Below are 23,302 nucleotides of genomic sequence, written 5' to 3'. Positions count from 1 at the left end.
ACTGCAGGCAGGCAAGGGATAGGGCGAATTATCGTATCTTTGGACTAGTCAAACGGCAGCCCTTGGAGGAGCATCCGCCCCCAGCTGCCTGAGAGACGACACGATACAAAAGGCTGAACTTAATCATAATCACACAGCTCATGAACGACAAGCAGCTAATGACGCGGGCAGCGGACAACATCCGCATCCTCTCCGCCGCTATGGTGGAGCGCGCTAAGAGTGGTCACCCTGGTGGAGCTATGGGTGGAGCAGACTTCATCAACACGCTCTACTCCGAGTTCCTCATCTTCGATCCTGACAGACCTACTTGGTCGGGGCGTGACCGCTTCTTCCTCGACCCCGGACACATGTCCCCTATGCTCTACGCACAGCTGGCACTGGTCGGCAAGTTCGATATGGAGGAGCTCAAGCAGCTCCGCCAGTGGGGCAGCCCCACGCCTGGGCATCCTGAGGTAGATGTAGAGCGCGGCATCGAGAACACCTCGGGGCCCCTCGGTCAGGGGCATACCTTCGCTGTCGGTGCAGCCATCACAGCCAAGTTCCTCGCCGAGCGTCTCGGCTGGGTCATGAGCCAGACGATCTATGCCTACATCTCCGACGGGGGGATCCAGGAGGAGATCTCGCAGGGCGCTGGACGTGTCGCGGGACACCTCGGGCTAGACAACCTCATCATGTACTACGATGCCAATAACATCCAGCTCTCGACCAAGGTAGACGAAGTCGATAGCGAGGATGTAGCGGCAAAGTACCGCGCCTGGGGCTGGAAGGTCCTCTCTATCGACGGCTGCGACAGCGACGCGATCCGAGCAGCCCTCACCGAGGCCAAGGCTACCGTCGGGCAGCCTACACTCATCATCGGCCGCACCATCATGGGCCGCGGTGCTGTAGCTGCCGACGGCTCGAGCTTCGAGGACAAGGTGAGCACGCACGGCCAGCCACTCTCGGCTGCAGGGGCTGACTTCGCCGCTACGGTACGCCATCTGGGGGGTGATCCCGAGGATCCCTTCCGCATCTTCCCCGACGTCCAGGCCCTCTACAACGCACGCCTCTCCGAGCTCCGTCAGCTAGCAGCTGCACGCCGTGAGGAAGAGGCACGCTGGGCTGTGGAGAACCCTGACCGTGCGGCCAAGCTAGAGCGCTGGTTCGGAGGCGCGGCCCCCAGCATCGACTGGAGCCAGGTAGAGCAGAAGCCCAATCAGGCCACGCGTGCTGCCTCCGCTACGGTACTCAGCGCCCTGGCCACGCAGGTAGAGAATATGATCGTGGCCTCGGCCGACCTCTCGAATTCTGATAAGACCGATGGCTTCCTCAAGAAGACGCGTGCTCTCTCCCGTGGGGACTTCGGCGGTGCCTTCCTCCAGCCTGGCGTGGCTGAACTAACGATGGCCTGCCTCTGCATCGGTATGGCGCTGCACGGTGGGGTCATCCCTGCCTGCGGTACCTTCTTCGTCTTCTCGGACTACATGAAGCCCGCCGTCCGTATGGCTGCTCTGATGGAGCTGCCCGTCAAGTTCATCTGGACGCACGACGCCTTCCGCGTCGGCGAGGATGGCCCGACGCACGAGCCCGTAGAGCAGGAGGCACAGATCCGTCTGATGGAGAAGCTGCAGAACCACAGCGGCAGAGACAGCGTCCTCGTCCTGCGCCCCTGCGACGTCGAGGAGACGACCGTAGCCTGGCGCATGGCGATGGAGAACACGCATACGCCTACAGCGCTGATCCTCTCGCGACAGAACATCAACGACCTCCCCGCTCCCGAGGGACAGACGCGCCGCGAGGCTGCCGAGGCAGCTACACGCGGGGGCTATGTCGTCCTAGCCGACGCACAGCCCGAGGTCGTCCTCATCGCTAACGGCAGCGAGGTCTCCACACTCGTAGAGGCTGCACCTCTGCTGCGCGCCGAGGGCATACGCCTACAGATCTCGGCCGTACCTAGCGAAGGACTCTTCCGCCAGCAGCCCAAGGAATATCAGGACGAGGTACTGCCCCAGGGAATCAAGCGCTTCGGACTCACCGCAGGGCTCCCCGTCAACCTCCTCGGACTCGTAGGGGACAACGGCAGCATCTGGGGGCTTAACTCCTTCGGCTTCTCTGCACCCTACAAGGTACTGGACGAGAAGCTCGGCTTCACCGCCCAGAACGTCTGCACGCAGGTCAAACAGCTCCTAGGCCGATAGCCTCGCGAGCACAGACACACTACTATGCCTTACTCCAACAAGATTGGTATCTGCTCCGACCACGCAGGCTACGAGGTCAAGGAGCATATCAAGGCTCAGCTGGTCGCCCGAGGTCTTCAGGTCGAGGACTTCGGGTGCCCCTCGGCTGATCGCTGTGACTACCCCGACTACGCCCACCCTATGGGGCAGGCGCTGCAGTCGGGTGCCCTAGAGCGCGGCATCTCGGTCTGCGGATCGGGCAACGGCATCTCTATGGTGATGAATAAGTATCCTCGGGTGCGCGCTGCCCTCTGCTGGACCAAGGAGCTCGCCGAGCTCGCACGTCAGCACAACGACGCCAACGTGCTCTCCATCCCCGCCCGCTTCGTCAGTCTCGAGACAGCTGAGACGATGGTCTCTGCCTTCCTCGACACGGACTTCGAGGGCGGACGTCACACCGCTCGTGTAGCCAAGATCCCCATTCAGGACTAGCCCTACTCCCCCCCTAGGTCTATGCGCTCTAGCCTCCTTGCCCTGCTCGCCACGGGACTATGCTCTATAGGGAGCTCTGCCCAGACGCTGCTCCCGAGTGTGCAGCAGGACAGCCTCCTCGGGTCAGAGCGCTTCGTCGCGCGCTCCGTGCAGCTGGTAGCGAGCCTCGAGCTTAGTCGGCGCTTCGCCCCGCTCGTTGGCGAGCAGCTCGGGCTTACCCTAGATCGGCGAGCTAGGCAGCGGCTGGAGCTACGTCTCGACAGCAGCCTCCACTTCCCCCAGGGGGATGAGGAAGGCTATCGCCTACGCATCACGCAGCAGGCGATCACGCTGGAGGCTCAGCAGCCCACAGGCCTCTATCGGGGACTTCAGACGCTGGTGCAGCTCCGCGAGGGGCGAGGCTGGCGCAGCAGGCAGATCACGGACTGGCCTGCCTTCCGCTGGCGTGGCTTCATGATGGACACGGGGCGTAGCTACATCCCTCTGGCGAAGCTCAAGGAGCTGGTGGCACGACTAGCGCCCTTCAAGGTCAATGTCTTCCACTGGCACCTGACGGAGAACGAAGCCTGGCGCATCGAGTCGAAGCGCTTCCCGCAGCTCAATGCCGCGAGCAGTATGACACGAGACGCGGGGAAGTACTACACGCTCGCCGAGGCACGGGAGCTTGCCGACTTCTGCCGTCAGCGGCATGTGCTGCTGATCCCAGAGCTCGATATGCCTGGGCATAGTGCCGCCTTCGAGCGTGCGCTCGGCTACGGTATGCAGACGCCCGAGGGTAAGGCGACGCTCAGGGAGCTCATCAAGGAGCTCACCAAGGCGCTAGACGTCCCCTACATCCATATAGGGACGGACGAGGTGCAGTTCACGGATCCGAACTTCGGCCCTGAGATGACGAGCTACATCCATAGCCTCGGACGCAAGGCCATCTCGTGGAACCCAGGCTGGCACTACAAGCCTGGGGAGGTCGACGTGCTCCAGCTATGGAGCTCCCGTGGCAAGGCGCAGGAGGGGATTCCAGCGGTAGACAGCCGCTACCACTACCTCAATCACTTCGACTACTTCGCGGACATCGCTCAGCTCTACAGCAGCACGATCTACGGCAGACCCACGGAGGACTCCACCCTCTGGGGTGCTATCCTAGGCATCTGGACAGATAGGGTACCGAGGGACACGAAGCAGGTCATACAGGAGAATAGCCTCTATCCAGCGATGCTGGCACTGGCCGAGCGTGCTTGGCGCGGCGGGGGGCAGGGTTACTTCACCGATAGGCATAGCCTTTGCTATGACCCTAAGAGTGTCGCCTTCGAAGCCTTCCGCGAGTTCGAGCAGCGACTGCTACGCTACAAGGGGCACTTCCCTCCCGAGGAGTTCCCCTACGTCCAGCAGACGCAGGCACGCTGGCTGCTGAGCGCTCCCTTCCCCAATGGGGGAGACCTCGGCCGCCGCTTCCCGCCCGAGGAGGGTCTAGGACGGACGACACCACCCACCGAGCTCCCCAGCTACAGCTACGAGGGGAAGCAGTACCCCAGCCAGCAAGTAGCGGGCTCAGGCATCTACCTGCGCCACGTCTGGGGCGACCTCTGCCCCGGAGTACTGCTCAACCCGCAGCCGCAGCATACCGTCTACGCCACTGCCTGGGTCTACAGCGAGCAGGCGCAGCGCGTCGGGCTCTTCTTCGAGACGCAGAACTACAGCCGCTCCGAGCAGGATCTAGCACCGCCTCAGGGCGCCTGGGACTGGCGGGGCAGCCGCATCTGGGTCGGGGGACGTGAGCTCCTCCCCCCTCGCTGGGCCAACCAGCACCAGCAGAAGGACAAAGAGCTGCCCCTGCAGAACGAGAATGCCAGTGCCCGCCCCCTTATCCCCCTACAGCTCCCCAAGGGCTGGACGCAGATCTGCATCAAGCTCCCCATCGACCGCTTCACCTCCCGCGAGGTACGCCTGGTCAAGTGGATGTTCACCGCCGCACTACTCACCCCCGACGGACGCCGCGCTGCGCCCGTCCGCTATCTAGCCTTCTAGCACAAGCTATACCTCAATGATACGCAAAGCAAGCCTCCTCGTACTCGCCTCTGCCACCAGCCTAACGGCCCAGATCAAGCGCCCTCTGCCCAATGTCGTCTTCATCCTCGCCGATGACCTCGGCTACGGCGATGTGGGCTTCAATGGACAGCGCCACGTCCGCACCCCAAATATCGACGACCTAGCACGCCGAGGGCTGCAGATGACGGACTTCTATGCTGGCTGCTCGGTCAGCGCGCCCTCCCGTGCCTCACTGATGACAGGTATGCACACGGGGCACACCCAGGTGCGCGGCAACCACGAGATACAGCCCGAGGGGCAGGCTCCTATGGCCGATCGTATGACCCTCGGACGCCTCTTCCAGCGTGCGGGCTACCGCACGGGGATCTTCGGCAAATGGGGGCTAGGCTATCCCGGATCAGGTGCTGAGGCCACAGATAGAGGCTTCGACGAGTTCTTCGGCTACAACTGCCAGCGCCTAGCACACTCCTACTACCCCGACCACCTGTGGCGTGGCAAGGAGCGCGTAGACTTTGCTGCCAACAAGGATGGAGGCAAGGGCGTCTACTCAGCAGACACCATCCACCGCGAGGCGCTACGCTTCATCGAGCAGTCGGCAGGCAGTGGCAAGCCCTTCTTCGCCCTCCTCACCTACACGCTCCCACATGCCGAGCTCAACCTCCCCCACGACGCCGTCTACGAGTACTACGAGGGGAAGCTGACGCCTCGCGAGTATAAGCAGCGCGCCTCCTGGGACTACGAGTCCTCCCCCAACGCTCACGCCTCCTTTGCCGCCATGGTAGAGCGCCTAGACAGATACACGGGGGAGGTCACGGCGCTGATCCGTCGCCTCGGCATCGAGGACAACACCATCATCATCTTCACCAGTGACAACGGGCCCCATCGTGAGGGCGGTGCCAACCCTGAGTACTTCGACAGCAACGGCATCTTCCGCGGTATCAAGCGCGATGTCTACGAGGGTGGGATACGCGTCCCCATGGCTATTGCGTGGAAGGGGCAGATCGCTGCAGGGCGACGCAGTGACGCGCCCTTCGCCTTCTGGGACTTCCTCCCGACCTTCGCTGAGCTGATCGGTCAGCGTAGGGCAGCCCAGGGCAGTGACGGCCAGAGCTTCGCTAGCTTCCTCAAGGGTCAGCCCTTGACCAAGCGCAGCCTAGAGCGTCCCCTCTACTGGGAGTTCCACGAGGATGGGGGCAAGATGGCCCTACGTCAAGGCCCGTGGAAGCTCGTTGCCCTGCAGGTCGATGGCGGACAACCCAAGCTCGAGCTCTACAACCTCAAGGAGGACCCCAGCGAGACGAAGGACCTCAGCCAGGAGCAGCCCGAGCGCGTCGAGCGGCTCTACAAGCAGATGCACTCCATGCGTACGCCCTCCACGGCCTTCCCCTTCAAGTACGAGCGCACCGCCGAGGCTCGTCCTAGATAGCTCCCCGTACTCCTATGAAGCAGTACCTCTCAAGACCCTTCACACACGATCGCACGGTGAGGATGCTCCTCCTCATCCTGCTCCTTGTATTACTCATCTGGGGGCTGAGCGCCATCTGGAGCGTCATCCTACCCTTCCTCCTAGCGGGGATCTTTGCCTACCTGATGATGCCCATAGTGCGCTTCTTCCAGTATCGGCTGCGGCTACGCTATCGTGGGCTGGCCGTACTACTGACCTTCGTGCTGCTGGGCGGACTGATCTGGCTAGGCCTCATCTATATCGTCCCCTCGGTGCGCGAGGAGGTAGAGAAGACCCTAAGCTCCATCTCCTCCTACAACGGCGGGCAGGACATCCTCAAGCGGATACTACCGCCCGAGCTGCGGCGCTACTTCGAGGGGAACTTCAACTTCGGCCGCCTCTCGCGCGGCGTCTCCTTCCAGCAGATCATTGAGAATACCAAGATCGTCATCGACCAAGCTGGGAGCATCATCTCAGGGACGCTCTCGGTCTTCTCCTGGGGCTTCGTCTTCCTGGTGGGCCTCATGTACTTCATCTTCATCCTGCTGGACTTCGAGGGCCTTGCCCGTGGGCTCGTCAGCCTCTTTCCCCAGAGCATCCGCCCCACAGCCTACAGCATCTTCAAGGATCTAGACTACTACATGAATAGCTACTTCCGCGGCCAGGCGCTCGTAGCGCTAAGCGTGGGGGTACTGCTCTCCATAGGCTTCAACATCATTGGGCTCCCGCTGGCCACAGCGATGGGGATCTTCATCGGGCTTCTCAACTTTATCCCCTACATGCAGGCGCTAGGCGTCATCCCGCTCGGACTGACTTGCCTGCTGATGGCAGCACAGACGGGGGAGAACGCCTTCATCTGCCTGCTGCTGGGCTTCGGCGTACTGCTGCTGGTGCAGATCCTACAGGATATGTTCATCGTCCCGCGCATCATGGGGCATTCGATGGGCATGCGTCCCTCGCTGATCCTGCTTGTGCTCACTGTGTGGGGCTCGCTCTTCGGCTTCTTCGGCATGCTGATTGCCCTGCCCGTGACGATGTTCGGCTACAACCTCTATATGCGCTACGTGCTGCAGGACGAAGCCTACATCGCTGAGGCGGATGCCCTGCGGGGACGCAAGAGCAAGCGAGCTAAGCAGCCCAAGCCGGCTAAGAGCGAAGACTAGGCTATGCGACTGCTCCAGCATCCCAGCATCTTCCTCGCCCGAGGCCTTGCCCGCAGCTCGCGCGGTGGGGAGTCGGGATTTGCCCGTACGCTGAGCTTGACGACGCTCAGCATCACCCTCTCGCTGGCGGTGATGCTGCTAGCCGTGAGCATCATCCTCGGCTTCCGTGGCCAGGTGCGCTCCTTTGCCTTCAGCCAGACGGGGCACATCAGTCTCTCGGGCTATGGCGCTAGCTGGCGCGACAGCAACAGCCCGCTCTACATCTCCGACCCCTTCCTCCAGTACCTGCGCCATAGCCCTGGCGTGCGCTCGGTCATGCCCTTGATCCAAGAGGCAGGGCTTATCAAGACCGAGGAGAGCTTCGACGGTATCTCGCTCTATGGGGTCGATAGCAGCTTCCACAGCTCTTACTTCGACGAGCAGCTACGCCAAGGGCGCCTGCCGAAGCTCCAGGGCTCGGAGCAGCCCGAGATCGCCCTCCCCTCCCATCTGGCTAGTAGCCTCGGCTACAAGTTAGGCGACAAGGTACGCATCTACTTCATGGGGGATAAGATGCGCGTGCGGGCCTTCCAGCTCGTCGGCATCTACGAGTCGGCGGGGCTAGAGCTCTCCCCCGCCCTCTGCCCCCTGGTGACGCTACAGCGCCTGCGCAAGTGGGACGAGCACAGCTATAGCCGTCTACTGATCATGCTAGAGCGGCCAGACGAAGCTCCCGAAGTCCTCGATCGTCTCGTGCGCGAACTGGAGCAGCGCCCCGAGCTCATCGGTGGCGAGCGCTATGGGCTCAACCTCGGGCAAGAGCTCCAGCCCGAGCTCTTCAGCTGGCTTGCTGTCCTCGACACCAATGTCTATGCCCTGCTGGCGCTGATGCTACTCGTCGGCGGCTTCTCCATGATCACGGGGCTCGTCATCCTTGTACTTGACAAGAGCCGCCAGATAGGCATCCTCAAGGCACTCGGTAGCAAGGACAGCACGCTGCGCCTCAGCCTTCTGCTTCTCTCGGGGCGTATCATCGTCAAGGGGCTCTTCTGGGGCAACCTCCTCGCCCTTAGCCTCTGCCTTCTGCAGCAGCACTACCACATCATCCGGCTCAACCCAGCCAACTACTTCACCGATGCCGTACCCATACAGCTAGACCTACTGTTGTGGCTGGGCATCAACCTTGGCACGCTCGTACTGATCCTGGCGATGATCCTCATCCCTACACGCCTGGTAGGTCGCATCCGTCCCGCCGAGAGCATGCGCATAGACTAGGAGAAGCCCTCCCGAAGGATATCAGTCAGCCCGCTGAGGGACATCAGTCACGAAGCTCAGGGATAGCAGTCACGAGGCTGAAGGATATCCCTCACGGAGCTCAACCTAGGCTGTCCCCTTACGGCATCGCTTCCCCTCCTCTACTGATACGGTCTCGACGAGACCACGCAAGCTGTATGTGGGTTGGTCTTTGGTAGGCTAAGGAACAGGCTCTACCCTCCTTTGCAGCTCCACTTGATGCAGATCGTTATGGTCGCCTACTAGCCTCTCGTATGAGGCGACAAGCTATATCAGACAAACATTAAGCCCAAGGAGAGAGCAAGACATAAATAAAGCGCGAGGTCAGCAGCCTGAGTGGCTACTGACCTCGCGCTTTATTATTTGGCTAAGCGAAGGAGGCTACTTGCTGTGGGTGATGAGCTGCATGAACTCCTCGCGCGTCTTGGCCTCACGGAAGGCCCCCGTAAAGTCGCTGGTCGTGGTGTAAGAGTTCTGCTTCTCTACCCCACGCATCTGCATGCACATGTGCTGTGCCTCGATGACGACGATGACCCCGAGGGGATTGAGTGCCGACTGGATGCAGTCCTTGATCTGCATCGTGAGGCGCTCCTGCACCTGCAGACGACGAGCGAAGACGTCCACGACACGTGGCAGCTTGCTCAGCCCCGTGATGTAGCCATTCGGGATATAGCCGATATGTACCTTACCGAAGAAGGGGAGCATGTGGTGCTCACAGAGGGAGTAGAAGTCAATGTCCTTGACGATGACCATCTGGCGATAGTCCTCCTTGAACATCGCCGAGCGAAGGATCTCCTCCGGGGACTGCGTCATACCCTGCGTCAGGAAGCGCATCGCCTTGCTCACCCGTTCGGGGGTCTTGACGAGACCTTCTCGCTCGGGATCTTCGCCCAGCAGCTGGAGGATCTGCGTGTAGTGATGACGCAGCGCCTCATCACGCTCCTGAGCGCTCATAGTGGGGATATACTTACTGGCTGACATTGGGATCGGTATAGTTAAGGATACGCACCTTATCGCGCACGACATAGGACTCGCGCATCCAGCTAGGCAGGGTACGGACGAGGCTCGTGCGGGTCTGGCTGGCCTCCTCTCGGGTAAGGAAGTTGCCGATCGTGAGCTTCCAGAAGGGAGGCTTATAAGTGATGTAGCTGCTCATCGAGGGGGCTAAGCGCTTCAGCTGCTCCGCACGGCTATAGGCCTCAGCTTTGGCATTGGGTAGGTTGCTATTGAAGACCTGGATGCGATAGCCCATGAGTAGGGTATAGTTGCCATCACGTCCCAGCGTCGCAGTACGTCCACCAGCGACAGAGCCGACGAGTGTGCGCAGCTCGGACGACTGGATGATGGTGATGAGCCCTTCGCCCGAGGAAGGCTCCTCGAGGGCCTCAAAGATATTGCGCGGGCGGCTCTTCTCGGGCAGCGTCTGAGCGGCAAGGCTACCCGACACAAGGGCACAGAGGAGCAGGCCGAGAGTCAGTCGATATCGTCTTAGCATGAATCGCGTGCAGCTAAATGAATGAAGCCACTTCCCCAGCTGAGACTAGGCGCCGTCAGCGGAGGAAGTGGTCGAGGAGATAAGGCCTACTTGTTGAAGGCCTCGATGATGGGGAGGAACTTCTCTACCGAGAGCGAAGCACCACCGATCAGACCGCCGTCGATGTCGGGCTGGCCGAAGAGTTCCTTGGCGTTGCTTGCATTGCAGCTACCGCCGTAGAGGATCGTGCAGTCCTCAGCGATCTGAGCGTTGTACTTGCTAGCGATGAGCTGACGCACGTGGGCATGTACCTCCTGTGCCTGAGCCGAGCTTGCAGTCAGACCCGTACCGATGGCCCATACAGGCTCGTAGGCCAGGACGACCTTGGAGAAGTCCTCAGCAGAAAGCCCGAAGACCGTGCCCTCGAGCTGCTGCGCTACGACCTCAAAGTGCTTGCCAGCCTCACGCTCTTCCTTGACCTCACCGATGCAGAAGATGGGGGTCAGGCCATTGGCCAGCGCGAGCGCAAGCTTCTCGCTCAGGATAGCATCGTTCTCACCGTAGTAGGCACGACGCTCCGAGTGGCCGAGGATGACGTAGCGAGCACCCGTCGAGGCTACCATAGCAGCCGATACCTCACCTGTATAAGCGCCTTCAGCCTTGTCAGCACAGTTCTCAGCAGCGATACCGATTGCGCTGCCCTTAGCCTGCTCAGCGATGGTAGCAAGGTGGATGAAGGGAGCGCCGATGACGACGTCACAGCCCAGGCTCTTGCCTGCGAGCGTCTGCTTGAGCTCAGCGATGAAGGCCGTACCCTCCTGAAGGGTCTTGTTCATCTTCCAGTTACCGGCGACGATGTTCTTTCTCATTGTCTATTTCCTTTATATGTGAATAATGTATACGTCTCTTGAGGTAGAGGGTAAGGTGGAGCTTCCTGGCCCAGAAGCGTAGGAAGGCCAGCACCAGGACAAGTGCCCAGAGGAGCAGCGGATAGGTGCGGACGTAGCTGGGCGTGGGGAGCGGGTGCTTGGGATCGCCGAGCTCCTTGAGGTAGGCGGTGACCTCCTCCACCTTGGGGAAGTCAGAGTAAGCTCGCTTGTCAATGATCTGACCACCGCGCAGTACGAGGAGCCCTGGATAGGCACGTATCATCGTGCGTATGGGCGTAGGGTCCATCTGCAGCATCGGGTAGGTCGCACCCGTTTGGTAGCGCCAGCGGGCGATCTCCTCGGCCCCCGAAGCTGTGAGGCCGTAGAAGCGGTAGCCTAGGCTAGCCGCCTGCGTGGCGAGCTCGCCCACCTCGTCGATGACACTCTGATTCGCCGCATCCCAGCTGGGAGCCAGCAGCAGGAGCGTAACTCCGGGATCAGTGAGTAGCTCCTCAGCCATGGGATATCCTAGGCTATCGACGGGAGCAAAGTCGTACTTAGGCTTGAAGGCCTTCAGAGCTAGGCTATCCTGCACCCGGACGAAGGTCCAGCTACTATCGGGCAAGGCCTCGGGAGAGAAACTGCGCTGCTCCCCTGCCTTCTCGTAGATATAGCTCGTGCTCTGCAGTGCGGCACGCTGGAACTGCTCCTCCTCGGCGATGATGGCCTCATCGAGCTTGAGTCCCACCGTATAAGGTCTAAAGTCGAAGAGCGGCAGGTGACGGTAGTTCTCGACAAGGAAGAAGATAATTCCCCCAAGTGCAAGGATCGTAGGTACCCAGCGCTCCCGAAGGCTGAAGAGGTGCCTTAGCGCTGAGGCGTCCCGTAGGACGAGGTAGCTCAGCGGCAGGAGGACAAGGTTCTTCAGGAAGGTCTGAAGGTTAGTCAAGTGCAGCGCGTCCCCAAAGCAGCCGCAGTCACTGACTGGATCTGCAATCAGGATGTAGCCCGTCACCAAGGTCATCAAGATCATGAAGACAAAGGCGAAGCGAGCACAGACACGGCGGTAGGAGCCAGCCAGGAGGAAGGCGCCGAGGATGAACTCCCCTGCACATAGGACAAAGGATAGCGCCAGCGCAAGACTATGGCTATGGCCCGTGAAGGCAAAGACGGGTGCCAGGTACTCCGTGATCTTGAGCGCCGTACCCACGGGATCCACTGCCTTCAGTAGCCCCGAGGCTACAAAGGTCAACCCTACGATGAGGCGGGCACATTCAGCGATCGTATGGCGTAGATGTATCACGGCTTAGGCTTCGGCAAGCTTGATGAGGCTGAAGAGCGCGTAGTTGACCATATCCTTGTAGTTGGCATCGATACCTTCGGAGACCAGTGTCTGCCCCTTGAGGTCCTCGATCTGCTTAGTGCGGTAGACCTTGGAGAGGATCATGTCGACCATGGAGGAGATGCGCATATTACGCCAGGCCTCGCCATAGTCATGGTTCTTGGCTAGCATCAGCTGCAGCGTATCCTCAGCGAAGCGATCATAGAGCTCCAGGGCTACCTCAGGTGAGATATCGGGGGAGGATACTGCCCCGAGCTGGAGCTGTATCATCCCGATGAGGCCATAGTTCACGATCGCTACGAGCTCCACATCTATCCCTTCGTTGACCTGGGCGTAGCCCTTAGTCTGCAGGCTGCGGATGCGCTCCGCCTTGATGTAGATCTGATCCGTAAGCGACTCCGGACGAAGGATACGCCACGAGGCTCCGTAGTCGTGGAGCTTCTGCACAAAGAGCCTGCGACAGATCTGCAAGATCTGCCGACAGGCCTCCTCCGTGTTTAGTTGGCTAGGGTTCATCGCTGCAAAGTTACTTATTTACTTCGTCTGCGCGCTCCTCAAGGAGAGCGTAGTCAAGCACTTGGCCTATCTCGTCCACGTAGTGGAAGCTAAGGCCATCTAGGTAGCGCTCGTTGATCTCCTCGATGTCACGCTCGTTCTCGCGGCAGAGGATGATGTCCTGAATACCCGATCGCTTAGCGGCGAGGATCTTCTCCTTGATACCACCGACGGGCAGCACCTTGCCACGCAGGGTGATCTCGCCCGTCATCGCTAGACGTGGGCGTACCTTACGGCGGGTGAGTGCCGAGACGATGGAGGTGACCATCGTGATCCCTGCACTGGGGCCATCCTTAGGGATGGCACCCTCGGGCACATGGATGTGGAGCTCCTTGTCCTTGAGCTGCTCGAGGTCTATGCCCAGCTCCTCGGCGTGGGCACGGACGTAGCTGAGGGCGATCGTCGCAGACTCCTTCATCACATCGCCGAGGCTCCCGGTAAGTATCAGACGGCCATTCTGCCCCGCCTGTAGACTGCTCTCGATGAAGAGGATCTCCCCACCGACACTCGTCCAAGCAAGGCCAACGACCACGCCTGGGAGCTCATTGCCTTGATACTTATCGCGCGAATATACGGTCTTGCCAAGGTACTGACGCACCAGCTCGGGCGTCACCTCCTCGGGTAGGCCCTCCTCTGAGGCTAGCGCCCAGGCGAGCTTGCGCAGCACGGCGGCGATACGCTTGGTGAGGCCACGTACCCCACTCTCGCGGGTGTACTCCTCGATGATCAGCTCCAGTGCCTCGCGGCTGAAGGGTGGGATGCGCTCTGCCAGGCCGTGCGACTTAGCCTCACGAGGCAGGAGGTGCTGCTGAGCGATCTGCAGCTTCTCCTCAGCGATGTAGCCCGAGACCTCGATGAGCTCCATACGGTCACGGAGTGCCTGAGGAATGCTGGAGACATCGTTGGCCGTAGCGATGAAGAGCACCTTCGAGAGGTCGTAGTCTATATCTAGATAGTTGTCGTGGAAGGTCGTATTCTGCTCCGGATCTAGGACCTCTAGGAGTGCCGATGCGGGATCACCCTTGTAGTCGCTGGAGAGCTTGTCGATCTCGTCGAGGACGAAGACGGGATTGGACGTCCCGGCCTTCTGCAGGCTCTGGATGATACGCCCACTCATAGCGCCGATGTAGGTACGGCGGTGGCCTCGTATCTCAGCCTCATCATGGACACCCCCGAGGGAGATACGGACGTACTTACGCCCGAGGCTCTCGGCGATGCTACGCCCCAGGGAGGTCTTCCCTACCCCTGGAGGACCATAGAGGCAGATGATGGGGGACTTCATATCCCCCTTGAGCTTCAGTACTGCCAGATGCTCCAGGATACGCTCCTTGACACGCTCCAGACCATAGTGCTCGCGGTCGAGGAGCTCGGCTGCCTTCTTGAGGTCGAAGTGATCCTTGCTATAGATGCCCCAGGGCAGATCTACGATCGTGCGCAGGTACTGCATCTGGACGGAGTAGTCGGGGCTCTGCGGGTTGAGCTGCTTGGCCTTGCGTAGCTCCTTGGCGAAGGTCTCCGCGACTGCCTTGCTCCATTTCTTCTTCTTCCCCTTGGCGCGTAGCTCCTCGATCTCGTCCTCGGTAGAATCCTCGTGTCCGAGCTCGCTCTGGATGGCACGCATCTGCTGCTGGAGGAAGTACTCACGCTGCTGCTGATCCATCTCCAGCTTGGTCTTGGCGAGAATCTCGTCACGCAGCTCGGCCTCCCTGATCTGACGCTGGATGAGCGGCAGGACAAGCATTGCCCGCGCACCGAGGTCCTCGGCACTGAGCAGCTCCTGACGCACCTCGATCGGCACGTCCACGACTGAGGAGGCGAGGTTCACGAGGTAAGCACGATTACGTATGCCTCGGATCGTATCCATGAAGCCCTTGGGCGCGCCAGGGGTAAGGCGCTCCAGCAGCGTGATGAGGCGCTCGTGGAGCATACCGACCAGTACGTCGAAGTCCTCACTCACCTCCAGCTCCTGAGATGTATCGGGGAGGGTATGATAGCTCCCCTTGAGGTAAGGGGTCGTCGTCTTCAGTTCGTCAAGGACGAAGCGCTGGCGTCCACGCAGGATAGCAGAGAACTCTCCCGAGGGGAGCTCTATGATCTGCGTCACCTCGACGAGCGTCCCTAGGGGGTAGAGATCAGCCTCCTTGGGGTTCTCCACGAGGGCGTCGCGCTGTGCCAGCACCCCGATGAGGAGCTGCTCGCGCTCAGCCTTGCGGATGACCTGCATAGACTTCTTGCGCCCGATCAGGATAGGCGCTAGCGTGCCTGGGAAGACCGCCATATTGCGCAGAGCGATGATGGGGAGCTCCTCTAGGAGCTCGCTTGCCTCGGGGGCGAAGCCCTCCTGCTCCTCATAGTTAGCCAGTACAGGTATCGCGAGGAAGGGGCGCTGCTCTTCAGCGCCTGCCACTTCGTCAGTATTCTTTTTCTTCTTACTCATACATTCATATCCATGCTAGCAGGGAGATGGGATAGGCATACCGCAGCGTCCTCTGCCAGCTGTAGAGGCACTCAATCCTCTACACTCAAATTAGTTAGCCCGAGGCTCTACCCTAGGCTGCACATAGATCCCGACCCCAGCGACACCCGCTATAGGGTGAGCGTCTAGGTGGCGTAGGCGCAGCTGATAGAGCCCTGTCGCCCTAATCTGCAAAGCCCGTGCCAAAGGGAGCCTATACTCATGATAATGCACCCCAGCCTGGGACCACTCGCCCCGAGGGTCAGCTACGCTCAGACGCAGTGTATCGCTGGTGAGCGTACGCCCCCCTCGCTGCAGCTCCAGTATCAGGCGATGATCGGACTGCCTCATACGGCTATCTAGACGTAGCAGCAGCTCCACATGATGCTGCCGCTCCGAATGCGTGACCAGCAGCGGATAGAGGATGCACATTCGCTCCCCCCACAAGCCTTGCTGGGGCACATAGTAGCTGTAGTACTCCTTAGGCAATGGGCTACAGCCAGTGGTCAGCAGCCCTAGGAGCAGCGACAGGACGAAGGGACGAAGGCGAGTACCTAGCAGCATCGCGTGTCGAGCTTGGTCGTTTAATGACGCTCCTCTGTCTTGGCTCCCTCACGTGCGGGACGCTCGGCAGCTCCTCTGGAGGAAGGACTTCCCTGCTGCCCTCCTCGAGGGCTACGGAACTGGCGTACCTGGCCACGATCAGTCCGCTGCTCGCCCTGCTCTGGACGCTCCTGACGGTGTCCGCTGGGGGCTGCGTCGCGACGACGCGGACGAGCGCCAGCCCGTCCACCGCGGCCTGCCTTGTCAAAGCGCGTCAGACTGTTGTCGGCAAGGATATCATGGTTGCGCTCCCTGCGCCCCTTAGGCGCAAGCTCCTCTAAGCTCTCGGGCTGCTGCCCTTCCTTATTGAGGGCAATCACCTCGAAGGCGCGCTCCGAGGAGATCGTCACTAGGTGTACGGGTGCATGGCGCGAGGTGCTGTAGGTGATCTGACGCTGGAAGTGGTCGGTCTTGAAGTGGTAGTAGCTCCCGGCCGTAGTCTCGAGCACGATCTCCTTGTCAGGGAGGGAGCGCTGCGCCTCGGCGTAGGCGTTGACCTCGAAGTTCATGCAGCACTTGATCTTGCCGCACATACCGGTCAGCTTCTGCGGGTTCATCGTGACGTCCTGCACGCGTGCGGCATTGGTGCTGACCGAGGAGAAACCCGACATCCAGGACGCACAGCAGAGCTCACGTCCACAGGGGCCTATCCCCCCGATGCGGCCAGCCTCCTGGCGTGCCCCGATCTGCTTCATCTCGATGCGCACGTGGAAGGTATCGGCCAGCACACGGATCAGCTGGCGGAAGTCTACACGTCCATCTGCGATGTAGTAGAAGATAGCCTTATTCCCGTCCCCCTGATACTCGACGTCCCCGATCTTCATGTCGAGGCCAAGGCCAGCAGCGATCTGGCGCGACTGGATCATCGTGGGCTCCTCCCTACGCTTGGCCTCCTCCCAGCGCTCGATATCGTTGGGGCGCGCTAGGCGATAGACCTGGAGGAACTCCCCCTTATCGGGGCGGTAGCGATGCGACTTCATCGACAGCTCTGCCATCTTCCCCAGGAGGGTCACATAGCCTATGTCGTGCCCTGTCGTGGACTCGACGGCGACGAGGTCGCCCTTGGAGAGATCGAGCTGCTCCTTATTTATATAGTAGCCCTTGCGGGTATTCTTGAATTGTACCTCTACGAGGTCGGAGCTGCGCAAGGCCTCGGGGATGTCACTGAGCCAGTCGTAAGAGCTCATCTGAGCCTTACTACAGCCCTCACACCCACCAGCGGTCATAGCACAGCAGCCGACGTTAGCCCGTGTGGTCTTATAGTCCATAGTGTATCTTGCTTGGGGGGTCTGCGTCACCACGCAAACCCTATATGATATTTCGGCGAAGCGCTGAGGGAGCTATTCCCACACGCCCCTCGCCTACCGAAGGTGCCGTAGAGTGCCACACTTAGCGACCTCTGAGCCTCCCACATCAGCAAGATGCGGGAGTAATACGGCATTGTACAAAGATACGGAATTTGAGGCTATAGCCACGACCTGCCTTATAGGGGGAGAAACGAGCTGACTCAAGGGGCAGGCACCCTCCTCTAGATCTCAAAGCGCTGAGAGATAAGCTGCACGGCGTTGAGGGCTATCAGTCAGCCCTCTGAGGGATATCCTTCGGCCCTCTGACTGATACCCTTCACCAGCCTGAGTGGTACCTCTCGTCCCCTCCGCCACAAGGTCACGAACTCGGCCGAAGGGCTCCAAACAAACACAACGGCAGTCCCCAGCAAAGCACATAGACCTTGCTGGGGACTGCCGTAGCGGAGTAAAACGAGACAGCCGCAGGGAACTTAGCTCTGTTCCCTACGGCTGTCGCCTGTGTGCTTAGCTTAGGCTTTGCGCGTCTCTTACTGCTTCTTCAGGATGTACTGAGCAGCGAGTTCGCCCGTAGGAGCCTGCTTCGTAGCCTGATCGAGGAGCGTGAGGGTACCCTCTGCTACCTTGAAGTAGCGCTCGTTCCCAGAGGAGGGAGTGATCAGCGTCACGAGGCCGTCAGCACCCAGCGTGTAGGTGCCGTTCTCCTCGATGGGCTCCTGACCAGCCTTGGAGAACTCTTCGCGAGAGCTGTAGGTGCCATCAGCGTTGAGCGTGATGGTGGTCTTGACAGAGCCGTCCCCACCAGGGATCGTACCTACGTAGGTACCGAGGTGTGCTTCAGCCTGGGGAGCTGCCTCTGCTACGGTAGCCGTCACGGAGTCCTGGGCTAGGCTGTCTGCCTGGTTAGCCTCCTGATTGCTCTGGCCGCAAGATGCGAGGGCCATAGCAAGAACTGCAAAAGAAACAAATACTTTCTTCATAATTCCTTTAAGTTAATTCCTATACGGGTCCTTCGTGATTCAGCCACTCTGTAGCCCGTTGCTGGTGCAAACGTACAAAAAAAACAGGATATACCACCAAGCCCTGCTAAAGATTAGCTGGGGCGCAGCGAATCAAGCTCGCGTAGCCAGGCCGTAGGGGCTACATCGCTAGGGACACGCCAGTCGCCACGAGGCGAGAGACTCACGCGGCTGACCTTAGGGCCATCGGGCATACAGGTGCGCTTGTACTGCTGCGTGAAGAAGCGGTAGTAGAAGGTACGTAGCCAGCGATAGATGGACTCCTCATCGTACTTATCCTTGAAGGCGAGGCAAGCTAGGTAGTAGATCTTGCTCGGCTCGTAGCCGAAGCCTAGGAAGTTATAGAGGAAGAAGTCGTGCAGCTCGTAGGGGCCGACGACGTCCTCGGTCTTCTGCTGGATCGCGCCCGAGGCATCCACGGGCTTCAGCTCGGGAGAGATGGGCGTCTCGACGATGGAGCGCAGCACCTCACGCAGCTCATAGCCGAAGCGCTCCGAGCGCCCCAGATAGTCCACGACGAGCTGTACCCCCGTCTTCGGCAAGCCAGCATTGACCGAATACATAGACATGTGGTCGCCGTTGTAGGTGCACCAGCCGAGGGCGAGCTCCGAGAGGTCGCCCGTCCCGATCACGGGTGCGTTGTAGGCATTGGCCAGGTCCATCAAGATCTGTGTACGCTCGCGCGCCTGGGCATTCTCATAGACGACGTCCTGCACAGCAGGGTCGTGACCGATGGCCTCGAAGTGGCGTAGGCAGGCATCCTTGATGTCGATGGTGCGCTGCGTGACCCCCAGCAGCTCCATCAGACGCAGGGCATTGCCCTTGGTGTGGCTACTCGTGCCGAGGCCAGGCATAGTCACGCCGATGATGCCCTTGCGATCCAGGCCCAGGAAGTCAAAGGCGCCCACCGTCACGAGCAGCGCCAGCGTAGAGTCTAGTCCGCCCGAGATACCCAGGACAGCATGCTCGGCACCCATGTAACGCAGGCGCTGCACGAGGGCGCTGACCTGGATGTCGAAGGTCTCCTCAGCACGCTCATCACGCGTCCCATTATCTGGGTAGAAGGGGTTCTGATCAATCGTGCGGTCGATGTCATGTGAGGCCTCCTCGCTGCGCAGACGGAAGGGGATCTCCGTCAGTAGCCCGCGCTCCGTATGGTCCGCCACTGAGGCGTTGAAGCTATTGCTACTCATGCGATCGTAGTCAATACGGCTGATGTCGATATCACTGATGATCATGCGCTCCTCGTAGACGAAGCGGGGCATCTCCACCAGCAGCTTACCGACCTCGGCGATGAAGGCCTTGCCCGTGAGCACGGTGTCGGTGCTGCTCTCGCCGTAGCCGCAGGAGGCGTAGACATAGCCACAGAGGTTCTGCGAGGAGAGCCCGCTGATGAGGCTACGCAGATAGGTGTTCTTCCCCACTAGCTCATTGCTCGCCGAGAGGTTGAAGATGATCTGTGCGCCGTAAAGCGTGAGGCGCGTCCCAGGGGTATAAGGCGTCCACATATCCTCGCAGATCTCAATGCCAATGGCTACCCCACCCGAGCGGAAGAGGACATTATGGCCTATGGGCACCTGCTGCTCCCCTATCTGTATGGTCGCTAGCTGCAGGTCCTTGGCAGGCGAGAACCAGCGTGCCTCCTGGAACTCGCGATAGTTCGGCAGGTAGGTCTTAGGGATAGCGCCGAGGATGCGCCCACTCTGTAGGGCGACGGCCGCATTGAAGAGCTGCGACTCGATGAGTATAGGCATCCCGACGATGAAGAGCACCTCCGTATCCGCCGTACGATGCGCCAGCTCGAGGAGCGACTCCTGAGCCTGGCGGATCAAGAAGGGCTTGAGGAAGAGGTCCCCACAGGTGTAGCCCGTGATACAGAGCTCGGGGAAGGTCATGATCTCTACTCCCTGAGCGTCGGCCTGGCGCACCTGCGCCTCGATATGCTCTATGTTGTACTGGCAGTCAGCGACGCGGACGAAGGGTACCGCCGCTGCTACCTTGATGAATCCATGCTTCATATATATGATGTATACGTAGTATCAGCTACTGAGCGCCCAGCGCAGCCACTCCGTGCTGCACCATGGCGATGACGTCTATGAGGTTCTTGGTGATGAACTTCACCGATATGGCCAGGAGCACGACCCCGAAGAACTTGCGCAGGATGTACACCCCATTAGCCCCGAGCAGACGGTCTAGGATGGAGACGTAGCGGAGGACTAGGTAGACGAGGATCATATTGACGACGATGCTCAACGCGAGGTTGATCATCGCCATCCCATCCGAGCGCAGCGTGAGGAGCGTGGTGAAGGAGGCAGCCCCGGCAAAGAGGGGGAAGACCAGCGGTACGAAGGTGGAGTTGCCATTGTCATCCTCCTCGCTCTTGAAGATCTCGAGCCCGAAGATCATCTCCACGGCCATCACGAAGAGGACGATCCCCCCCGCCACGCCGAAGGTCGAGATATCGGCACCGAAGGACTGCAGGAGGCGCTCCCCGACGAAGAGGAAGACCAGCAGGATGAGTCCCGAGTAGACACCGACCTGCGTGGCATTATACACCTTGCCCTTGGACTTCAGTGAGAGAATGATGGGGATAGCCCCGATGATATCTATCGTGACGAAGAGCGTAAGGAAGCTCTTGTAGAGCTGATCGAGATCGAAGAGGCTGAGTTCGTGTGCTAGCTTGGCGAAGATGCCTTCGCTAGCTGCAACCAGTAGAGGTAAACCGGGCATAGGCGTGTAATCTGTACTTGGGTAGTGACAGCAAAAAGGGATACCTCTCATGAGAAAGGTACCCCTCCATCAGAGCGGTAGGCGAGGCTCGAACTCGTGACCCTCAGCTTGGGAAGCTGATGCTCTACCAACTGAGCTACTACCGCGATCTTGATACCCCTTAGGGCTTGCTGCTGCAAAGGTAATAAGAATATCCATTCGCTGCAAGTAGCCTAGCAAAGTGGCTCTGCAGCATCGGCTTCGACCCTATGCCGCCTACTCGGCGAGCCCACACAGGGGCCGCGCCCAGCTAGAGCTTAGTTCGGCAGCCCCATAGGCTGAGGCTGCACCGGTTCCAGCTTATAGCCTAGGATCCGCAGCCCGGCGGAGACCCCGAGCTTATAGAGGGCGAAGACCGTGGCCCCATAGAGCTGGAAGGCCGCAGGTGTCCCGGGCTCGATACGCTCGTGGCGCAGCGTCGTATAGCAGAGCTCGACAGCGCTTTTGAAGAAGTTCGTCAGCGCCTTTGCCTCCTCGCTCTCTAGCCTCCACCCCAGCACCTCCTCCAGGACGTACTCGTCCAGCTCATCCCAGCCGCGCGCATCGCGTATCATCGGGTAGAGCTGCTCGGGAGCCGCCCCATACTTCTCCCAGTCGCTGTCCCATAGGACCGCGAGCGCGACGCCGAGGAAGCAGCTCCAGCCTAGCGAGACTGCAGGGTACTGGGCAAAGTCGGGTACGGAGTCAGCGAAATAAGCCTGGAGCAAGACTGGGGCGATCTCGTCTAGGTCATCGGTCTCTAGGAGGCGAACACTGCCATAGCCCTTCTCCCGAGCGTAGTCCGTCAGCTGCTGAAGCACCTTAGCCCGATACTCGGACTGGTATTCCTGTATATCCATATCGTCTGCACTTATCTGTGTGATCTATCGTGCTGCAAAGATACAGCTCTTAGGTCAAGACTCCTCAGCAGGCGGCAGAAAAGGCTGCAGCGAGCGGACCGCCTACCTCTAGGCTCCGCAAGGGATACCCATCAGCGTGCTGAGGGATATCCCTCACACTCCCCACACACGGCACTCAGCCTCGTGACTGATATCCCTCACGAGCCCTCCCCCGCTGCTCGCGTAGCGCTGCAGCAAGGACGTCAGCATCACTCCAAGCCAAAGCGCAGCGGTCTTGGCCGCTTCGCCTTGGGCGACTTCCAAGGCTGCTGCACCTACTTGCCCTACAGCTTCGTAGCGAGTGCACAAGGGGGCTAGCCGCTATAGACCGCCCCAAGCGGCTAACCTTGTCCAAGAGTAGACATAGCAAAGCCCCCTACCCTGCAGCGCCCTAAGGCAACTGGAGGATAGGGGGCTCAAAGCGTCGTGGACGGGGATCGTCCTAGCGCGGCCTAGAGATTGGGGTTAACCTTGCTCCAATCAGCCACAGCAGGGATGACGCCCATGCCGATGACCTCGTCGCGCATCTTCACCAGATGCTCGTAGCTCTTCTTGAGGGCAGCCTTCTCGGCTTCGCTCCCCTTGAGCTCGTGGCTGTAGTGTACGCCATCCTTGTCAATCACCGTCTCCATGCCCATGACGACATGGTCCATACCGTCGATATTGACATAGCAGCCAGCGGGCCAACGGAAGGGAGCGCCACCCATAGCAGCACGGATCATCTCGATGGAGACATAGGCAGGGCTCTGGAAGGAGGAGCGACCACGGAGCTTGATGATGTTGGCACCGCCCTTGGTGACACGTTCCTTGATCTCAGCCCAGGTAGCCTCGGGGAGCGCCTCGGTACCGATGAGCGAGGAAAGCGGCTTGCCAGCGACGGTAGCGCCGCTCGAGAAGACAGCCATAGCCTCACCGTGGCCACCGTAGGTACGAGCCCCTACGACTTCGCTCTGTGCTACGCCGAAGTGCTTGGCGAGCTCGCTCTGCAGACGCGTAGAGTCGAGGGCAGCGAGGGTCGTGACCTGCTCGGGACGCAGCCCGGAGTGGATGAGGGTGACGAGCCCCGTGATGTCAGCGGGGTTGAAGATAATGACTACGTGGCGGACATCGGGGCAGTAGGCCTTGATATCCTTACCCAGCTGGGCAGCGATCTCAGCGTTCCCCTTGAGCAGATCCTCACGGGTCATGCCGTCCTTACGAGGAGCGCCACCCGAGGATACTACGTACTTGGCCCCGGTGAGTGCCTCCTTGATATCAGAGGTAAAGGTAAGGTTCAGCCCCTCGAAGCCGCAGTGGCGGATTTCCTCGGCGACACCCTCGAGTCCCGTGGGGAAGGGATCATAGAGACAGATGTTAGGCGTCAGAGCCATCATGGCAGCAGTCTGTGCCATGTTCGACCCGATCATACCAGCAGCGCCTACGATGGTAAGCTTGTCTTGTGTTAGGTAGCTCATAATATTTGCA

Annotated in this window: 19 protein-coding genes and 1 tRNA gene; 6 read left to right on the top strand and 14 right to left on the bottom strand. The window is 60.1% G+C overall.

Features of this window, described 5'->3' with window-relative positions:
- Positions 1-140: 140 nt before the first annotated feature.
- From Q0248_RS04565 to Q0248_RS04540, 6 genes are read left to right on the top strand one after another with little or no spacing between them, the layout of a single operon-like run.
- On the top strand, positions 141-2,177 hold the full coding sequence (locus Q0248_RS04565) for a transketolase (RefSeq protein ID WP_299320224.1): 2,037 nt from the start codon (positions 141-143) through the stop codon (positions 2,175-2,177).
- A 24-nt stretch (positions 2,178-2,201) separates the two neighbouring features.
- A complete protein-coding gene (gene rpiB / locus Q0248_RS04560; RefSeq protein ID WP_299320221.1) occupies positions 2,202-2,648 on the top strand; it encodes a ribose 5-phosphate isomerase B in 447 nt (148 codons plus the stop codon).
- Positions 2,649-2,669: 21 nt separating this feature from the next.
- A complete protein-coding gene (locus Q0248_RS04555) occupies positions 2,670-4,670 on the top strand; it encodes a family 20 glycosylhydrolase (RefSeq protein WP_299320218.1) in 2,001 nt (666 codons plus the stop codon).
- A gap of 16 nt (positions 4,671-4,686) precedes the next feature.
- Positions 4,687-6,117, top strand: coding sequence for an arylsulfatase (locus Q0248_RS04550; protein ID WP_299320216.1), 1,431 nt, complete (start codon positions 4,687-4,689; stop codon positions 6,115-6,117).
- Positions 6,118-6,131: 14 nt separating this feature from the next.
- Positions 6,132-7,298 carry an AI-2E family transporter gene (locus Q0248_RS04545; RefSeq protein WP_299320214.1) on the top strand — a complete coding sequence of 389 codons (1,167 nt, stop codon included), beginning with the start codon at positions 6,132-6,134 and terminating at the stop codon, positions 7,296-7,298.
- Between the two features lie 3 nt (positions 7,299-7,301).
- Entirely contained in the window at positions 7,302-8,552 is a 1,251-nt protein-coding gene (locus tag Q0248_RS04540; protein ID WP_299320212.1) for an ABC transporter permease, read from the top strand.
- Between the two features lie 399 nt (positions 8,553-8,951).
- Here the strand turns inward: Q0248_RS04540 and folE are convergent, their stop codons facing one another.
- The 14 genes from folE to Q0248_RS04470 form a co-directional block, all read right to left on the bottom strand.
- The gene (folE, locus tag Q0248_RS04535; protein WP_299320209.1) at positions 8,952-9,524 is read right to left on the bottom strand and encodes a GTP cyclohydrolase I FolE; all 573 of its coding nucleotides are present in this window, start codon (positions 9,522-9,524) and stop codon (positions 8,952-8,954) included.
- A gap of 13 nt (positions 9,525-9,537) precedes the next feature.
- A complete protein-coding gene (locus Q0248_RS04530) occupies positions 9,538-10,065 on the bottom strand; it encodes an SPOR domain-containing protein (RefSeq protein WP_299320206.1) in 528 nt (175 codons plus the stop codon).
- Positions 10,066-10,151: 86 nt separating this feature from the next.
- A complete protein-coding gene (tpiA, locus tag Q0248_RS04525) occupies positions 10,152-10,913 on the bottom strand; it encodes a triose-phosphate isomerase (RefSeq protein WP_299320203.1) in 762 nt (253 codons plus the stop codon).
- A complete protein-coding gene (locus tag Q0248_RS04520; protein ID WP_299320201.1) occupies positions 10,888-12,216 on the bottom strand; it encodes a BT_3928 family protein in 1,329 nt (442 codons plus the stop codon). The genes tpiA and Q0248_RS04520 overlap by 26 nt, the downstream gene beginning before the upstream one ends.
- A gap of 3 nt (positions 12,217-12,219) precedes the next feature.
- Positions 12,220-12,771, bottom strand: coding sequence for a DUF1599 domain-containing protein (locus tag Q0248_RS04515; RefSeq protein ID WP_299320198.1), 552 nt, complete (start codon positions 12,769-12,771; stop codon positions 12,220-12,222).
- Between the two features lie 10 nt (positions 12,772-12,781).
- Positions 12,782-15,247, bottom strand: coding sequence for an endopeptidase La (lon, locus tag Q0248_RS04510; protein WP_299320196.1), 2,466 nt, complete (start codon positions 15,245-15,247; stop codon positions 12,782-12,784).
- Positions 15,248-15,337: 90 nt separating this feature from the next.
- Positions 15,338-15,829, bottom strand: a complete 492-nt coding sequence (locus Q0248_RS04505; RefSeq protein ID WP_299320195.1) for a hypothetical protein — start codon at positions 15,827-15,829, stop codon at positions 15,338-15,340.
- Positions 15,830-15,849: 20 nt separating this feature from the next.
- Positions 15,850-17,136, bottom strand: coding sequence for a regulatory iron-sulfur-containing complex subunit RicT (ricT, locus tag Q0248_RS04500; protein WP_299320193.1), 1,287 nt, complete (start codon positions 17,134-17,136; stop codon positions 15,850-15,852).
- Between the two features lie 566 nt (positions 17,137-17,702).
- Positions 17,703-18,116, bottom strand: a complete 414-nt coding sequence (locus Q0248_RS04495; RefSeq protein ID WP_299320191.1) for a copper resistance protein NlpE — start codon at positions 18,114-18,116, stop codon at positions 17,703-17,705.
- 149 nt (positions 18,117-18,265) lie between these two features.
- Entirely contained in the window at positions 18,266-20,209 is a 1,944-nt protein-coding gene (locus tag Q0248_RS04490) for an NAD(+) synthase (RefSeq protein ID WP_299320188.1), read from the bottom strand.
- A 25-nt stretch (positions 20,210-20,234) separates the two neighbouring features.
- Positions 20,235-20,921: a MarC family protein gene (locus tag Q0248_RS04485; protein ID WP_299320185.1), complete on the bottom strand. Its 687-nt coding sequence runs from the start codon at positions 20,919-20,921 to the stop codon at positions 20,235-20,237.
- 73 nt (positions 20,922-20,994) lie between these two features.
- Positions 20,995-21,067, bottom strand: a tRNA-Gly gene (locus Q0248_RS04480).
- 150 nt (positions 21,068-21,217) lie between these two features.
- Positions 21,218-21,799: a hypothetical protein gene (locus tag Q0248_RS04475; RefSeq protein WP_299320183.1), complete on the bottom strand. Its 582-nt coding sequence runs from the start codon at positions 21,797-21,799 to the stop codon at positions 21,218-21,220.
- A gap of 491 nt (positions 21,800-22,290) precedes the next feature.
- Positions 22,291-23,292 (bottom strand): malate dehydrogenase, encoded by a 1,002-nt coding sequence (locus Q0248_RS04470; protein WP_299320181.1) that lies wholly within the window; start codon positions 23,290-23,292, stop codon positions 22,291-22,293.
- Between the last annotated feature and the right edge of the window lie 10 nt (positions 23,293-23,302).

Origin of the sequence: uncultured Porphyromonas sp. (genome assembly GCF_938046015.1) — a bacterium.
Classification (GTDB): Bacteria; Bacteroidota; Bacteroidia; order Bacteroidales; family Porphyromonadaceae; genus Porphyromonas.
Note: the sequence above shows the minus strand (reverse complement) of the source record. Positions and strands in the feature narration are given on the sequence as shown.

Coding starts and splice junctions, on each gene's coding strand:
- Q0248_RS04555 (WP_299320218.1), top strand. CDS start 2,670: ATGCGCTCTAGCCTCCTTGCCCTGCTCGCCACGGGACTATGCTCTATA.
- Q0248_RS04470 (WP_299320181.1), bottom strand. CDS start 23,292: ATGAGCTACCTAACACAAGACAAGCTTACCATCGTAGGCGCTGCTGGT.
- Q0248_RS04505 (WP_299320195.1), bottom strand. CDS start 15,829: ATGCTGCTAGGTACTCGCCTTCGTCCCTTCGTCCTGTCGCTGCTCCTA.
- Q0248_RS04550 (WP_299320216.1), top strand. CDS start 4,687: ATGATACGCAAAGCAAGCCTCCTCGTACTCGCCTCTGCCACCAGCCTA.
- Q0248_RS04540 (WP_299320212.1), top strand. CDS start 7,302: ATGCGACTGCTCCAGCATCCCAGCATCTTCCTCGCCCGAGGCCTTGCC.
- Q0248_RS04485 (WP_299320185.1), bottom strand. CDS start 20,921: ATGCCCGGTTTACCTCTACTGGTTGCAGCTAGCGAAGGCATCTTCGCC.
- Q0248_RS04495 (WP_299320191.1), bottom strand. CDS start 18,116: ATGGCCCTCGCATCTTGCGGCCAGAGCAATCAGGAGGCTAACCAGGCA.
- lon (WP_299320196.1), bottom strand. CDS start 15,247: ATGAGTAAGAAGAAAAAGAATACTGACGAAGTGGCAGGCGCTGAAGAG.
- rpiB (WP_299320221.1), top strand. CDS start 2,202: ATGCCTTACTCCAACAAGATTGGTATCTGCTCCGACCACGCAGGCTAC.
- Q0248_RS04490 (WP_299320188.1), bottom strand. CDS start 20,209: ATGAAGCATGGATTCATCAAGGTAGCAGCGGCGGTACCCTTCGTCCGC.
- ricT (WP_299320193.1), bottom strand. CDS start 17,136: ATGGACTATAAGACCACACGGGCTAACGTCGGCTGCTGTGCTATGACC.
- Q0248_RS04515 (WP_299320198.1), bottom strand. CDS start 12,771: ATGAACCCTAGCCAACTAAACACGGAGGAGGCCTGTCGGCAGATCTTG.
- Q0248_RS04565 (WP_299320224.1), top strand. CDS start 141: ATGAACGACAAGCAGCTAATGACGCGGGCAGCGGACAACATCCGCATC.
- folE (WP_299320209.1), bottom strand. CDS start 9,524: ATGAGCGCTCAGGAGCGTGATGAGGCGCTGCGTCATCACTACACGCAG.
- Q0248_RS04475 (WP_299320183.1), bottom strand. CDS start 21,799: ATGGATATACAGGAATACCAGTCCGAGTATCGGGCTAAGGTGCTTCAG.
- Q0248_RS04530 (WP_299320206.1), bottom strand. CDS start 10,065: ATGCTAAGACGATATCGACTGACTCTCGGCCTGCTCCTCTGTGCCCTT.
- tpiA (WP_299320203.1), bottom strand. CDS start 10,913: ATGAGAAAGAACATCGTCGCCGGTAACTGGAAGATGAACAAGACCCTT.
- Q0248_RS04545 (WP_299320214.1), top strand. CDS start 6,132: ATGAAGCAGTACCTCTCAAGACCCTTCACACACGATCGCACGGTGAGG.